Annotated in this window: 10 protein-coding genes and 2 tRNA genes; 5 read left to right on the top strand and 7 right to left on the bottom strand. The window is 64.3% G+C overall.

Features of this window, described 5'->3' with window-relative positions; genetic code table 11:
- The first annotated feature begins 98 nt into the window (after positions 1 to 98).
- A complete protein-coding gene (locus C1H84_RS13885; protein ID WP_113607696.1) occupies positions 99 to 1301 on the top strand; it encodes a multidrug effflux MFS transporter in 1203 nt (400 codons plus the stop codon).
- A gap of 87 nt (positions 1302 to 1388) precedes the next feature.
- On the opposite strand, the gene C1H84_RS13880 is transcribed toward C1H84_RS13885, so the two are convergent.
- Entirely contained in the window at positions 1389 to 3221 is a 1833-nt protein-coding gene (locus C1H84_RS13880) for a phosphoenolpyruvate carboxykinase (GTP) (protein ID WP_113607695.1), read from the bottom strand.
- Between the two features lie 318 nt (positions 3222 to 3539).
- Between C1H84_RS13880 and C1H84_RS13875 the strand changes: the two genes are divergently transcribed.
- From C1H84_RS13875 to C1H84_RS13865, 3 genes are all read left to right on the top strand, one after another.
- Positions 3540 to 3613 (top strand) — tRNA-Arg (locus C1H84_RS13875).
- A gap of 56 nt (positions 3614 to 3669) precedes the next feature.
- Positions 3670 to 4254, top strand: coding sequence for a GNAT family N-acetyltransferase (locus C1H84_RS13870; protein ID WP_113607694.1), 585 nt, complete (start codon positions 3670 to 3672; stop codon positions 4252 to 4254).
- A gap of 90 nt (positions 4255 to 4344) precedes the next feature.
- Positions 4345 to 4418: transfer RNA gene (locus C1H84_RS13865), tRNA-Arg, on the top strand.
- A 90-nt stretch (positions 4419 to 4508) separates the two neighbouring features.
- On the opposite strand, the gene C1H84_RS13860 is transcribed toward C1H84_RS13865, so the two are convergent.
- The 6 genes from C1H84_RS13860 to C1H84_RS13835 all read right to left on the bottom strand — a co-directional run bounded on the left by C1H84_RS13860 (position 4509) and on the right by C1H84_RS13835 (position 12653).
- A complete protein-coding gene (locus C1H84_RS13860; protein ID WP_113607693.1) occupies positions 4509 to 5522 on the bottom strand; it encodes a LacI family DNA-binding transcriptional regulator in 1014 nt (337 codons plus the stop codon).
- Positions 5523 to 5611: 89 nt separating this feature from the next.
- The gene (locus C1H84_RS13855; protein WP_053797352.1) at positions 5612 to 7030 is read right to left on the bottom strand and encodes a GH1 family beta-glucosidase; all 1419 of its coding nucleotides are present in this window, start codon (positions 7028 to 7030) and stop codon (positions 5612 to 5614) included.
- Positions 7030 to 7911 carry a carbohydrate ABC transporter permease gene (locus C1H84_RS13850; protein WP_113607692.1) on the bottom strand — a complete coding sequence of 294 codons (882 nt, stop codon included), beginning with the start codon at positions 7909 to 7911 and terminating at the stop codon, positions 7030 to 7032. Before C1H84_RS13850 ends, C1H84_RS13855 begins: the two co-directional genes overlap by 1 nt.
- On the bottom strand, positions 7904 to 9034 hold the full coding sequence (locus tag C1H84_RS13845; protein ID WP_113607691.1) for a carbohydrate ABC transporter permease: 1131 nt from the start codon (positions 9032 to 9034) through the stop codon (positions 7904 to 7906). Before C1H84_RS13845 ends, C1H84_RS13850 begins: the two co-directional genes overlap by 8 nt.
- 64 nt (positions 9035 to 9098) lie before the next feature.
- On the bottom strand, positions 9099 to 10430 hold the full coding sequence (locus tag C1H84_RS13840; protein ID WP_113607690.1) for an ABC transporter substrate-binding protein: 1332 nt from the start codon (positions 10428 to 10430) through the stop codon (positions 9099 to 9101).
- A 309-nt stretch (positions 10431 to 10739) separates the two neighbouring features.
- Positions 10740 to 12653, bottom strand: coding sequence for an ExeM/NucH family extracellular endonuclease (locus tag C1H84_RS13835; RefSeq protein WP_113607689.1), 1914 nt, complete (start codon positions 12651 to 12653; stop codon positions 10740 to 10742).
- A gap of 221 nt (positions 12654 to 12874) precedes the next feature.
- Here C1H84_RS13835 and C1H84_RS18300 point away from each other — a divergent pair, with 221 nt between their 5' ends.
- A complete protein-coding gene (locus C1H84_RS18300) occupies positions 12875 to 13846 on the top strand; it encodes a P-loop NTPase family protein (protein ID WP_181728145.1) in 972 nt (323 codons plus the stop codon).
- Position 13847: the final 1 nt, after the last annotated feature.

Below are 13847 nucleotides of genomic sequence, written 5' to 3'. Positions count from 1 at the left end.
GTGGGAAAAGTGTTCCCCGATTGTGACCTTGGTTCATACGCCGCGCATTGCGCGGTCATCTTTCCCAGTTCACCTGCAGCGATCCATAGAATTGCCTCATGCCCAATGCCCCTGAACGTTCCCGCCTGACGCCGCCGCTGTTCGCCCTGCTGATCCTGCTGGGCACCACCGGCCCGTTGGCCACCGACATGTACCTGCCGTCTTTTCCGGCAATGACCCGCGAATTCGCCACGTCCGCTTCGGGAATCCAGCTCACGCTGACCGCGTTCCTGATGGGCATCGCCTTCGGCCAAATCTTCTGGGGGCCGCTCTCCGACCGGCTGGGCCGGGCCAAGCCGCTGCGCTGGGGCACCGCGCTGTTTGTCGTCGCATCCATCGTGGCAGCCGTGGCGCCTACGCTGACGACGCTGACGATAGCCCGCGCCCTGCAGGGCCTGGGCGGCGCGGCAGGCCTGGTGATTTCCAAGGCCATCGTCGCTGACACCACCCGGGGCGTGCAGACCGCCCGCATCTTCTCGCTGCTGATGACCTTCGGCGGCGTGGCACCGGCTGTGGCACCGTTGATCGGCTCGGTGCTCGGCGAGTTTGGCGGTTTCCGCACCGTGCTGTGGTTCATCGCTCTGATTGCGCTGCTGATGGCGGCGGGCTCCTTCGGCATCTACCGGGAAACCCACCCGCAGCACCAGCGCTCGACGGGAAGCTTCGTGGCGCCGCTGCGCATCGCGCTGTCCAAGCCCCGGTTCGTGGGCTACATGATCCAGTTCGCGTTCGCCTTCGGCGCGATGATGGCCTACATCTCCGCCTCGCCATTCTTGTACCAGAACGTGATGGGCCTGAGCCCGCAGGGCTATGCGGTCTTCTTCGGCATCAATTCGCTGGGGCTGGTGACCGCCGGTCTGGTCTCGGCCCGGCTGGCCACACGCGTACCGCTGCGCCGCACGATCAGCATCGCGTTGAGCGTCCTGCTGGCCTCCAGCATCGCCATGGCCGTCATGGCCCAGCTGGGGGTGCGCAGCCTGGCCCTGGGCGCGGTCATCTTCGTCATGGTGACCTCGGTGGGCTTCACCATGGGCAATACCACCGGGCTGGCCGTGGCCGAGGTCCGCGAGGTTTCCGGATCCGGCTCCGCGCTGCTGGGCTGCGCGCAGTTCTTCATCGGCGCGGTGGCCACCCCGCTGGTCGGCCTGAGCGGCGATAACTCTCCCATTGCCTTCTCGATCACCGCGCTCGCCTGCGCCATCGTCGCGGCCAGCGCCCTGGTCTACACCGCGGACCGCTTCCACCAGCCGAAGCTGGGTTAGGAATCCCGGCGGGCGCAAAAAATCCCCGGCACCCGTGCTCCGCCCCGAAGGGCGGATGGCGGGTGGCCGGGGATCCTCTTGTAATGCCTAGGCGCTCAGGCGGGCCTTCAGGCCGTCCAGCTCGGCGCGCAGCGAAGCCGGCAGCGCCTCGCCGAACTTGGCGTACCACTCTTCGATGCTCTCGACCTCGGTCAGCCACTCGTCGGTGTTCACCGCAACGGCGGTTTCCACGTCGGCCGGGGTGAAGCCTTCCAGACCGGTCAGGTCCAGGGCTTCGCCGGTTGGCACGTAGCCGATGGCGGTTTCCTTGGCGTCCGCGGTGCCCTCGATGCGCTCGACTGCCCACTTCAGGACACGCGAGTTGTCGCCGAAGCCAGGCCAGGCGAAGCCGCCCTCAGGGGTGCGGCGGAACCAGTTGACCAGGAAGATCTTCGGCATCTGCTCTGGGTTGAGCTTGCCCGAGATCTGGTCCCAGTGGTTCAGGTAGTCGCCGGCGTTGTAGCCGATGAATGGCAGCATGGCCATCGGGTCGCGGCGGACCTGGCCCACGGCGCCGGCAGCTGCCGCGGTGGTCTCCGAGGACAGTGTCGAGCCCATGAAAATGCCGTTGGTCCAGCTGCGGGCCTCGGTCACCAGCGGGATGGTGGTCTTGCGGCGGCCGCCGAACAGGATCGCGTCGATCTTCACGCCGTTTGGCGAGTAGTAGTCCTGCGACAGCATGTCGACCTGGTCGATCGGGGTGCAGAAGCGGGAGTTCGGGTGCGCTGCCTTGGTGCCGGACTCCGGGGTCCAGTCGTTGCCCAGCCAGTCGGTCAGGTGCGCAGGAGCCTCGTCGGTCATGCCTTCCCACCACACGCCGCCTTCGTCGGTCAGCGCGACGTTGGTGAAGATGGAGTTGCCCTTGGTGATGGCGCGCATGGCGTTCGGGTTGGTGGACCAGCCGGTGCCCGGTGCCACGCCGAACAGGCCGTATTCCGGGTTCACGCCGCGCAGCTCGCCGTCCTTGCCGATGCGCATCCAGTTGATGTCATCGCCCAGGGTCTCGGTCTTCCAGCCGTCGATGGTCGGATCCAGCAGCGCTAGGTTGGTCTTGCCGCAGGCCGACGGGAAGGCGGCCGCGATGTGGTACGACTTGTTCTGCGGGCTGGTCAGCTTCAGGATGAGCATGTGCTCGGCAAGCCAGCCCTCGTCGCGGGCCATGGCCGAGGCAATGCGCAGCGAGTAGCATTTCTTGCCCAGCAGGGCATTTCCGCCGTAGCCGGAGCCGTAGGACATGATGGCGCGCTCTTCAGGGAAGTGCACGATCCACTTGTCTTCGTTGCACGGCCAGGCGACATCTTCCTGTCCCGGCTCAAGCGGGGCACCAATCGAGTGCAGTGCAGGAACGAAGAAAGCGTTCTCCGCTTCCATCTTGCGCAGGACTTCATTGCCGATCTTGGCCATGATGCGCATGGAGGTGACAACGTAGGCGGAGTCGGTGAGCTCGACACCGTAGGCTGGCTGCTCTGCATCCAGCGGGCCCATGACGAAAGGAATCACGTACATGGTGCGGCCGCGCATGGAGCCGTCGAACAGGCCGTTCAGACGCTCCTTCATGATCTTCGGGTCTTCCCAGTTGTTGGTGAAGCCCGCATCTTCTTCCTTTTCGGAGCAGATGAAGGTGCGCTCTTCTACGCGGGCAACGTCCTTGGGATCGGAGAATGCGGCGTAGGAGTTGGGGAAGTTCGGGTCGGTCAGCTTGACCAGGGTGCCGGCTTCAACAAGCTCGGCGCACAGGCGGTCATTCTCTTCAGCTAATCCGTCAACCCAATAAACACGATCCGGCTTCGTCAGTGCGGCAACTTCCTCGACCCAGGCTGCCAGCTTCACATGCGAAGTGGGCGCTGCGTCGATTACGTTCTGATCCGAGCTCGTGCTCATTGTCGATTCCCTCCATTGGGCTGAACTAGCGATAAAACAAGGCTAGGGGGTGGCACTTCCCCAAACCCTGTGACTCAAACCTCACGATTCAAGGTGGGCTAAACTGAGTTAGTACAGATCCCCGGAATTCCGGGGGTTTGCCAATTCAACACCCCGCGTTAATGTGATGAAGGTCACGTAGACCGGTACCCTTTTCGGTTCTTCATAAAACCGGTTTTCCGCCGCTTCCCGGCGATACGCGCCCTCGATTTGTACGTACACGCAACCACCTGTATAGTTATTCGAGGTTCGCCACGGCGGAGCAAAACAAATAAATATGCGCCCATAGCTCAGCTGGATAGAGCGTCTGTCTACGGAACAGAAGGTCAGGGGTTCGAATCCCTTTGGGCGCACAAAGTGAAATTCCCACTCGAAAGAGTGGGAATTTTTTTGCTTCCCGAGGAGCGTTATGCAATTTCCAGTGAGTTCAAGCCACGGCGCGATACTGCGCCTCCTTCACCTGGGCGACGCTGAGGAATTGGCCGCCGCCTATCGTCGAAACAGGGAACACCTGGCCCCCTGGGAACCCGAGCGCACCGAGGAATTCTTCACGCCGGACTGGCAGCGGAGGAATCTCGAAATCCAGCTCGGTAGCCACGCCGCCGGGCTCGCCTATCCGGCGGCGCTCTTCGAGGAGGGCCGGATCATCGGACGCTTCACCCTCACCGGGGTTGTCCGGGGGCCCTTTCAAAGCGCCAACCTCGGATACTGGATGGATGCCAAGCTGGCCGGCCGGGGATTAGCGACCTTCGCGGTGCGCGCCACCTGCCGGATCGCCGGCTCGGCCCTTGGCCTGCACCGCATCGAAGCCAGCACGCTGCTGCACAATCACGCATCGCAAAGGGTGCTGCAAAAATGCGGCTTCGAGCAGATCGGCATGGCGCCGCGCTATTTGAAGATCGCGGGCCACTGGCAAGACCACAACCTCTACCAGCGCCTGCTGGAAACCGGGCCCGACGAGGCACTTGCCGGGCAGGACTTCCCTTCAATGTGAGACCGGGCACTTTTGGCCTTTTCGATTTTTGCCGCCGCGGAATCTCGTGTATTGTTATTCAAGTCGTCAAGGCGGCAAACAAATGAATATGCGCCCATAGCTCAGCTGGATAGAGCGTCTGTCTACGGAACAGAAGGTCAGGGGTTCGAATCCCTTTGGGCGCACAAAGTGAAATTCCCGCTCGAAAGAGTGGGAATTTCTGTTTTAACCTGCGTTCCGGCTTCCCGCCGGAACGCAGGACATCCTGGAGAGTGCTAGTGCGAAGCGCGCAGGATCAATTCGGTGTCCATGATGCTCCATTCGGGCACACTTTCGCCATTGATCCGTTTGATCAGTATCTCGGCCATGACCGCCCCTTGGCGCTCCGGATGCTGGGCAATCGTGGTCAGCGGCGGGACGGCGTTGCGTGCGAAAGCGTCGTCGTCGACCGTGGTCACGGAGACATCCTGCGGAATATTGAGCCCGGCGCCCGCCATCGCCTGCAGCGCGCCGAAAGCCATTTGGGCGCTGGCCACGAACAACCCGTCGATGTCTGCACCCGATTCGATCAGCTGGCTCATCAGGTGGTGTCCGCTATCGGGGGTGAAATCGCTTTCCAGCACCGCCGCTGGTTCGAGTCCCGACTCGGCCAGCGCTTGGGTGAACCCGGTCAGGCGGTCGAGGCTCGCTCCCATATCCTGCGGTCCGGCTATGGTGGCGATGTGCCGGCGTCCGCGATCGATGATCACGTTGGTGGCCTGCTTCGCCGCGGCGATATTGTCGATGTCGACCACGTAGATTTCGTTCTGGTCGGTGCTCATGGTTCGGCCGCCGAACACCAGCGGGAGCTGCCCGCCGAGATCCGCGTAGGAACGGTCGGCGGAGTGGTGGGACAGCACCAGGGCGCCGTCCACATTGCCGCCGCGCAGATAGCGTGTGGTTTTCCCGGGATCGGATTCGGTGGACAGCAGCAGCGAGAGCATGAACTCGGTATCAGCCAGATACTGGGCGGCGCCCTGGACCACCTTTGCGAAATACGGATCGGCGAAGAATTTTGCGGTGTTTTCCGGAACCACCAGCGCGATCGCATTGGTTCTTCCTTGGGCCAGCGAGCGGGCCGCCCGGTTGGGCACGTAGTTCAGCTCTCGGATCGCCTGTTCCACCGCGCGCATCGCTTCCGGTTTGACCTTCTCCGAACCATTGACGACGCGGGACACCGTGGCGCGGGAGACCCCGGCGCGCTCTGCAACGAGTTCCAGCGTCGGTTGCTGCTTGCGTGCTTCGGACATGCTTGTTCTCTTTACTTCAAGGGCTTTCGCCGATCCTGGACGCTGGGGATCCGGGGCGCGGTTTGATCGCCGCACCCCGGGTCCGGGCGTCATGCCATTGTACGGTTGGCGGCGATGAGCCTGGCGTAGGCCCGGCCGCTGTTCTTGATGGTGCGTTGCTGCGTCCGGTAGTCCACGTGGATGATTCCAAACCTCTTGTTGTAGCCCCAGGCCCACTCGAAGTTGTCCAGCAGCGACCAGAGAAAGTAGCCCCGCACGTCCACCCCGTCGGAGAGGGCCCCGGCCACCGCGTCCAGATGGCTGAAAATGTATTCCTCCCGCTCCGGGTCCTCCACCGTGCCCTGTGCGGTGACCGCGTCCTCATACGCCGCCCCGTTTTCGGTGATGTACAGCGGCGGCAAGTTCGGATAGTCGTCCCGCAGCCGGTTGAGCAGCACGCGCAGCCCTTGCGGGTTCACCTCCCAGCCCATGGCCGTGCGCGGAAGATGGCGGGTGGGGAAGGTGACGTGCTCGCTGCCGACGAACGGCGAGGATTTCGGCGAATCCGTGGGTACCAGGGCCGCCGGTTCGCCAGCGGCCAGCGGATGCCCGGACACATTGTCGTCATGGTAGTGGTTGACGCCGAGGAAATCGATGGGCTGCGCGATGAGCATCGCATCCGCGTCCTTGATCACCGCATTCAGTCCGAGGTCGCCGACGTCCTCCAACAGGTCTGCCGGGTATCCGCCGCGCAAGATCGGGTCCAGGTACATGCGGTTCCACAGGGCGTCGATTCGGCGCGCGGCTTCAAGGTCCACCGGGTCGGCGGGGTCATCGGGCACCGCGTTGGTCAGGTTCAAGGTGATGCCCAGGTGTTCTGCTCCCAGCTCGCGCAGCCGGGCAGTGGCCAGCCCGTGCGCCAGATGCTGGTGGTGCACGGCGGCCAGCGCGGCGGCAGGTTCCCGCCGTCCCGGCGCGTGCTCGCCAGCGGCGTAGCCGATCAGCGATGAGCACAAGGGCTCGTTGAATGTCGTCCAGTGGGTGACCCGGTCCCCCAGCTTCGCATGGACCACCTCGGCATACTCCAGGAATCGGAACGCGGTATCCCGGTTGGCCCAGCCGCCGAGTTCCTCCAGTGCCTGCGGCAGGTCCCAGTGGTACAGCGTCAGCCAGGGCAGGATGCCGTGCTCCAGCAGCTCGTCGACCAGCCGCGAGTAGAAGTCCAGCCCCTGCTGGTTGACGGCCCGCCCTCCGGGCACGATCCGGGCCCAGCTGGTGGAGAACCGATAGGAGTCCAGATGCAGCTCGCGCATCAGGGCCACGTCTTCGCTGTAGCGATGGTAGTGGTCCACCGCGACCTGCAGGTCGTCCCCGCCAGCGATGGCCCCGGGAGTGCGGGCGAACGCGTCCCAGATGGAATCCTCTTTTCCGTGGGAATGCGCTGCGCCTTCGATCTGTGCCGCCGCCGTGGCCGAACCCCAGATGAAGTGCTCGGGCCACGCGAATGATTGGGATAGATGTCGAGTCATTAGCCTTTGACAGCTCCTGTCATGATTCCGGAAACGAGTTGCTTGCCGGCCACGACGAACAGCACCAGCAGCGGAATGGTGGCCATCAGCGCACCGGCCATCACAATGGTGTAGTCGACGTAGCGGGCGGATTGCAGCTGGCTCAATGCCACCTGCAGCGTGGGGGTCTGCGGGGCCACCAGCATGGGCCACAGGTAGTCGGTCCATGCGGTCATGAAGGTGAATAGCGACAGGATCGCCATGGCCGGGCGGGCGGCGGGAACCCCCACATGCCAGAACGTGCCGATCATGCTGGCGCCGTCCACGCGGGCGGCCTCGATCAGTTCATCGGGGATGTTGTCCACCAGATACTGGCGCATGAAGAACACCCCGAACGCTGTGACGAGGGTCGGGATCATGATGGCTCCCAGCGAACCGGTCCAGCCGAATTCCTTCATCATCATGAACAGCGGGATGATGCCCAGCTGGGTGGGCACCGCTAGGGTCGCGATCACGAAAACCAGCAGGCCCTCGCGGCCGCGGAAACGAAGCTTGGCGAAGGCGTACCCGGCCAGCGTGGAGAAGGACACGACCGACAGCGTGATCACGGAGGACACCACCAGGCTGTTGCCCAGGGCCGCCCAGAAGTCGACGGTGTTGAACACCTCGGCCACGTTGCTCCAGAAGTGTCCGCCCGGCAGCAGCGGAGGCCTGGCCGAAGCGAAGACCCCAGAATCCGAGGATCCGATGACCATCGAATACCACAGCGGGTAGGTGCTGCCCAAGAAGAACGCGAGCAGGATGCCGTAGACCAGGAATCCCGGCCGGCTTTCGGTTGTGAAGCTATGGGACCGCTTGCGTCGCGGCAGCGGGGCTGCCCTATTAAGGGTCTGGTTAACCATGGTTTCTCCTCCTGGCCTCTGCCATGTCCTGTCCGCTGGCCGGTATGGCGGTTTTGCCGGCTCTCCGGCCGCGACGCGCTGGCCGGCGGCCGGCGCGCTTCTCGCCGGAGGAAGCGATCTTCCTGGACAACAGGAAGTTGATGACTCCGATGAGGATGATGATCAGGAACAGCATCCAGGCCACGGCCGAAGCCCGGCCGAAGTCCCCGCGATTGAACGCCAGATCCCACAGATACAGCACGGTTGTCTGGTATTGGCGGTCGGGTCCGCCGGGGACCGAGCTGCTGGCGTTGAAAAGCTTCGGCTCGGTGAAGATCTGCATTCCGCCGATGGTGGCCGTGATGATCACGAAGATCATGGTCGGCCGGATGCTAGGCAGCGTGATGGAGAAAAACCTGCGCAGCTTGCCCGCGCCGTCGAGCGCGGCCGACTCGTGCAGCTCGCGCGGAACCGCCTGCATGGCGGCCAGCAGGATCAGCGCGTTGTATCCGGTCCAGCGCCAGTTCACCATCGTGGCTATGGCCAGGTGGGATGGGAACACGGAGGTCTTCCAAGCCACTGGATCCACGTTGAAAACCTGGAGCAGGTTGTTGATCAAGCCGTATTTTTCGTCGAAGGCGTTGGAGAAGATCAGCGTGACGGCGACCGGGGTCACCACATATGGCACCAGCACGCTCATGCGCCAGAAGGTCTTGGCTCGGAGGTTCTGGTCCAGCATCGCGGCGATGAACGTCGCGATCGCCAGCTGCGGGATGGCCGAGAGCAGGAAGATGCTGAACGTATTAAACAGGGAGTTCCAGAACAGCGGCGAGGACAACTCCGCGGTATAGTTTTCCAGCCCCACCCACTCCCCCGCTCCGCCCAGCAGATCCCAGTCGTTGATGGAGACCACGAAGGTGTAGACCAGCGGGAAGAGCCCGACGAGTGCGAAGAGGATGAAGAACGGTGCAACGTAGAGGTACGGCGAGTACTTGTAGTCCAGCCGGCTGAAGAAGTGGCGGTGCCGCTGTTTCCCGGTCAGCTGGTCCTCCCGGAGCTTCTCGGGTGTGGGTGCTGACGGCCGAGCTTTGCGCCCGGCAGGCCCGGTGCTGGCTCCGGGAGGCTTGTTGGTCATGGTGCTCATGAAAATTGTTCGCTTCTTCCTCGGTACCCGGGTCGGCAGACCCGGGTACCGATTGCGTCGGCCGCTACTTGATGTCCAGGTCCTTCAAGGTTGCCAGCGCGTCGTTCCACGCTTTCTGTCCATCCGTTCCGGAATCCAGCGCGATGGTGGCCGGGCCGAAGACCTGCTCCTGGATGACCGAGTCGTTCGGCCCCTTGAACTGGGCCTTGACTCCCTCGGCGCGGTTGGCCAGGATCTTCCCGATCGGCGCGTCGTTGAAGAACTTGGTCAGGTCATTGGCTCCGGTCACCGCTTCGGACTGCTGCGCGTCGAGGCTGCTCGGGAAGGTTCCGGCCACCTCGAAGGCGGCGGCTTGGGAATCCGCGCTGGTCAGCCACTGGGCCAGCTTCGCCGCCTCGGCCGGATGCTGCGAGGTCGCAGGCACGGTCAGGAAGGTTCCGCCCCAGTTCGCAGGGCCGCCGGGGAAGACGTCGGCAAAGTCCCAACCGCCGGTCGAATCGCCGCCGGCGCCCTCGATCTGCCCCTTGACGACTCCGAGCATCCATCCCGGACACGGCATGGTGGCGAAGGAACCGTCGACGAATGCCTGTCCCTTGCCCCAGTCCCACTGGGTCTGCCCGGAAGACAGTCCGTTGGAGGCCGCATCGGCCAGCAGGTCCCAGCGCTCGCGCAGCTGCGTGTTGCCCTCGATGTTCAAGGTTCCGTCGGCCTTGTAGTAGCCCTCGTCGAGCTGGTTGACCATGGAATTCCATACGAAGCCGGATTGGTCGTAGAAGGCCTTGTCCGAGGCCTTCACGTAGTCCTTGCCAACGTCGACGAACTGCTCCCAGGTGGCGTTGTCGCCACCGAAGAGTTCGGCCACCGCATCGCGCTCGCTGGGCAGGCCCGCTTCCTTGAAGAGGTCCGCGTTGTAGCACAGCCCCATCGGCCCGATGTCGGTGCCGTAGCCGATGATTCGGCCTTCGTCGTCGGTGGCCTGCTGGACCTTCCAGTCGACCCATTGGCCGGCAATGTCACCCGCGCCGTAGTCGCGCAGGTCGGTGAACGAGTCGGAGACGGTCATGACCTGGCCAAGCCACCCCTCCTCGACGGCCTGCACGTCGGGAAGGCCCGCACCTGCCGCCTGCTTGGTTTTCCAGTCGGTCAGCGCGTTGCCGCCGGTATCAATGTTCGTCGCCTGGATCTTGACTCCCGGATTCTCTGATTCGTACTTCGTATACAGGTCATCCAGCCCCATGGTGCCGAAGGTGGTCACTGTCAGGGTGATCGGGTTGTCTGGGGATGCCGGCTGTTCACTGGTCGCGTTGTTGTTGCCGCCGCAACCTGTGGCCAGCAGGGCCAGGCTTCCGGCGACGGCGGCCGCTTTGGCGATGCGGGATGTGCGTGTGATGTCCACGGTGACTCCGTTCAGAGTGCTGAGCTTGCGAGTGAAATTTCGAGCGTCCCGAGATGCCGTGAGAGCGCTCTCAAAATTGAGGAAAAAATAAAACTCCGCAGAGTTTCCGATGCAGCATGAGTCGCAACAGCACTCGCGCATCAACCGTGTGAGCGCTCTCACAAATCATCTCCACTAAGATTGCCCGGGGATCCACGAAGTGTCAACCCCCAATTTCCCTGCCGTCGGGGCGTCGACGCAAGCGGCCCGGTCGCGTGCACGCAATCTGCGCGCAGGCGACCGGGCCCGGCAGCTATTAGCCTGGCGCCGCTATTTCTTGTCCAGCTGCAGGCCCACCAGCACCGGATCGTGGTCAGAGGAGCGGTACTGGTCTCCGGTGACCAGCTGGGTCACGTTGTAGTTGTAGCGGCTGTACTCGTAGCCGATGGATTCGGTCGCGTTGATGTTCCAGATGTCCTGTCCTGCCACCTTCCGCGCCAACGGCTTCGAGGCGAAGACGTGGTCTAGCGAACCGGTCAGCCCGGCAAACAGGTAGCTGCGCGAATCGGCCTTGGCGCCCAGGTCGACGTACCCGGCATCGGCCAGCACCTTGATCGGATCCTCGGCCGAGTAGGAGTTGAAGTCACCGGCCAGCAGGATCTGGTCGGTGTTCGAGGTCTTCTTCAGCGAATCGGCGAACTCGACCAGCGCGGTGGCCTGCTCGACGCGCGCGGCGTTCCACGCGCCCTGGCCGTCGCCCTTGTCGGCGTTGGCCGACCCGTCCTTGGGATCGGATCCCTTGGACTTGAAGTGGTTGGCAACCACCAGGAAGCGGGTCTTCTGGTTGCCGCCCACACGCTGGAAGGCCTGGGCCATCGGGTCGCGGGCGTTGTCGAAGGCGGGGTCCTGGAGGATCGTGGACTTGCCGATCAGCTTCACCGCATCGCGCTGGTAGATCATCGCCGTGCGAATCACGTCCTCGTCGGCCCGAACCGCGCCGGGGCTCGGCACGTAGCTCCAGCGGTTCTCCCCGGCCGCGGCATTCAACTCGCCAACCAGGTGCGCCAGCGCGGCGTCGCGGTCCTGGCCGAAGCGCGCCGAGTTCTCGATCTCCTCAAGCACCACGACGTCGGCGTCGAACTTGTTCAGCGCCGCCACGATCTTGGACTGCTGCCGCTCCAGACTTGCCTCCGTGGCCGCGCCGCGGGCGTCGCAGCCCCCGCGCACCGTCACCGGAACACCCTGGCGGTCGTTGTAGTAGGTGCAGCCCTCGAGGCTGTCGCCGGTAGTCGTGAAGTAGTTGAGCACGTTGAAGCTGCCGACGCTCACATTGCCCCCGACGTCCTCCGGCTCGCCGCTGTCGATCTGCTCGAAGCTGACCGGGATGTCAGCATCCTGCGCACCGGTCACCTGTCCGGTCGGCTGCAGCCTCCACAGGTCGTAGCGGTAGTCCATGATCACCGGATCGGTGAAGGTCGCAGCCGCTCCCACGGTGACCCGGCGCTGCGCATCGAGGTACGGCAGCGGCACCGAGGTGTTGGAGGCGCTTGAGAAGTTCAGCGTCGCGCCGTCGTCCAGCACGATGGCCCGCTGCTCGTTCTCGGCGGCCAGCTGCAGGGCCTGGGCGCTGCCCGGGGCGAAGACGTCGGTGGGCTGGCGCAGCGTGCGCTCTCCGGGCACGATGCTGCTGGTTCCCTGCGCGAGGGTGACCTCGCCGAACTGGTTCAGCGAGTAGTTGTCCGAGACAGTGAACCGACCCTGCGGGTCGACCACCATGGATTCGAAGCGCTCGCGGGCGGCATCCGAGGCCGGCAGCGCGATCGCCAGCGGCTTGACCGCTTCGGCCGGTTCGTCCAGCTGCTGCACGCCGGAGGCGCTGATCTGGGTCAGACCGAAGTATTCGGACACGGTGCCCGCGACTTCCACGTGGTCGCCCACGGCGAGCGAGGAAACCTGCCGCGGCGCGTAGATGAAGATGCCGGAGCTGCCCAGCGGCGAGATCTCCGCGCCGCTGCCCGCGGTCTGCAGGTAGAAGCCGCGGATGCCGCCTTCGGCATAGGCCCCGGTGACTACACCCTGGACCGTCACCTTTTGCCCCGCGAGAGGAGAAGCGTCGGTGGTTCCCTGGATTTCCTCGATCGAGGTGATTCCGGGGTCGTCGGCCGTGGCCGGCACGATTCCGCCAGCCGCGAGGCTGGCGCCCAGAACAGCGGCCGCAAGAGCCATGCTGGTGCGTTTGCGCATGTGATTCCCAACGTCGGTGTCGTGAGCGCGGACAGGTGACCGCGCCGTAAGCTCAGCACCGAATAAACCAGACGAACTTGAATTCGCCGTGAATTCCCCCGGGCGCACTCGGTGACAGCTCATGAATCATCCAAATGCATTACGCGCTTTACGTCCAGAGGTGATGCAAAAGATATTCCCACTAATTGAACTGACCGGTCAGTTCAATTAGTCTCGTTAACGTGCTTGTTGCAGACTCGATTTCATTCCAGGGACGCCATAGCGAACTGGTTCCGCCCACTTCCCTGAGCGTCGCGCCCGGGGAAATGCTGCTTGTCGCCGGGGAACCGCAGGGCGCGCGCACCGCGTTGGCCCTGCTGCTTTCAGGCCGGATGAAGCCCGGCGGCGGCACGGTGACCTGGGGCAGCAGCTCGCGCCTGGCCCACCTGCGCAAGCACAGCGCGGTGGTCGACTCCCCGAACATCAACGATCCCGAGGCGCACCTGAAGGTCCGGGACGTGGTCAGCGAGGACCTCTCGCTGATCCCCTCGCCGCCGTGGCGCAAGCCGAATCCCAAGAAGTGGATGGCGGAGCACGGCTACGGCGACATCGCCGGCGACTGGGTCGACGCGGTCGATCCAGTGCGCATGACCGAGATGCTCACGCAGCTGGCCGCCGAGAATCCGCAGACCAGGCTGCTGGTCGTGGATTCGCCCGACCGGCACCTGGGCGAGGACGAGGCATGGCTCGAAGCCCTGGAGCGCTTTGCCCTGTCGGACCGCCAGTTCGCCGTGGTCGCCACGGTGGCCCGGATCCCCGACAGCTGGACCGGTCCGGTGGCCTACCTCGGGGTGGCCGAATGGGCCGATGGCCTCGCATCGGATGAAGCACCTGCACCGCTCCCCGACGCCGCGCCGGAAGAAACCTCTGAGGACTCCGATGACCGGATCCGGACCGGGCTGGACGAGCACGTCGAACCGTCCGAACCAGGTGAGCCTGCCGAGCCGGTTATGCCGATCGAGCCGGCCACCGCCATGGTGCCGGCCGTCGCAGAACCGCCGCACGAGCCCGCCGAATCGGAGCCCGCCGAACCCGAGCCTTCCGAACCGGTTCAAGACCCATCGGCCAGCGCGGAACCCGGAACGCCGGAAGAACAGGACACCCCCACGCCGACCCCGCGGCCGGCCAGCGACCCCAGCCAAGCAAAGGACTAAC

Origin of the sequence: Glutamicibacter soli (assembly GCF_003309065.1) — a bacterium.
Lineage (GTDB): Bacteria > Actinomycetota > Actinomycetes > Actinomycetales > Micrococcaceae > Glutamicibacter > Glutamicibacter soli.
Note: the sequence above shows the minus strand (reverse complement) of the source record. Positions and strands in the feature narration are given on the sequence as shown.

Bases quoted from the DNA above. Each gene is read 5' to 3' on its own strand.
- C1H84_RS13860 (WP_113607693.1), bottom strand. From the start codon at position 5,522: ATGTCCGAAGCACGCAAGCAGCAACCGACGCTGGAACTCGTTGCAGAG.
- C1H84_RS13870 (WP_113607694.1), top strand. From the start codon at position 3,670: ATGCAATTTCCAGTGAGTTCAAGCCACGGCGCGATACTGCGCCTCCTT.
- C1H84_RS13880 (WP_113607695.1), bottom strand. From the start codon at position 3,221: ATGAGCACGAGCTCGGATCAGAACGTAATCGACGCAGCGCCCACTTCG.
- C1H84_RS13885 (WP_113607696.1), top strand. From the start codon at position 99: ATGCCCAATGCCCCTGAACGTTCCCGCCTGACGCCGCCGCTGTTCGCC.
- C1H84_RS13835 (WP_113607689.1), bottom strand. From the start codon at position 12,653: ATGCGCAAACGCACCAGCATGGCTCTTGCGGCCGCTGTTCTGGGCGCC.
- C1H84_RS13850 (WP_113607692.1), bottom strand. From the start codon at position 7,911: ATGGTTAACCAGACCCTTAATAGGGCAGCCCCGCTGCCGCGACGCAAG.
- C1H84_RS13855 (WP_053797352.1), bottom strand. From the start codon at position 7,030: ATGACTCGACATCTATCCCAATCATTCGCGTGGCCCGAGCACTTCATC.
- C1H84_RS13845 (WP_113607691.1), bottom strand. From the start codon at position 9,034: ATGAGCACCATGACCAACAAGCCTCCCGGAGCCAGCACCGGGCCTGCC.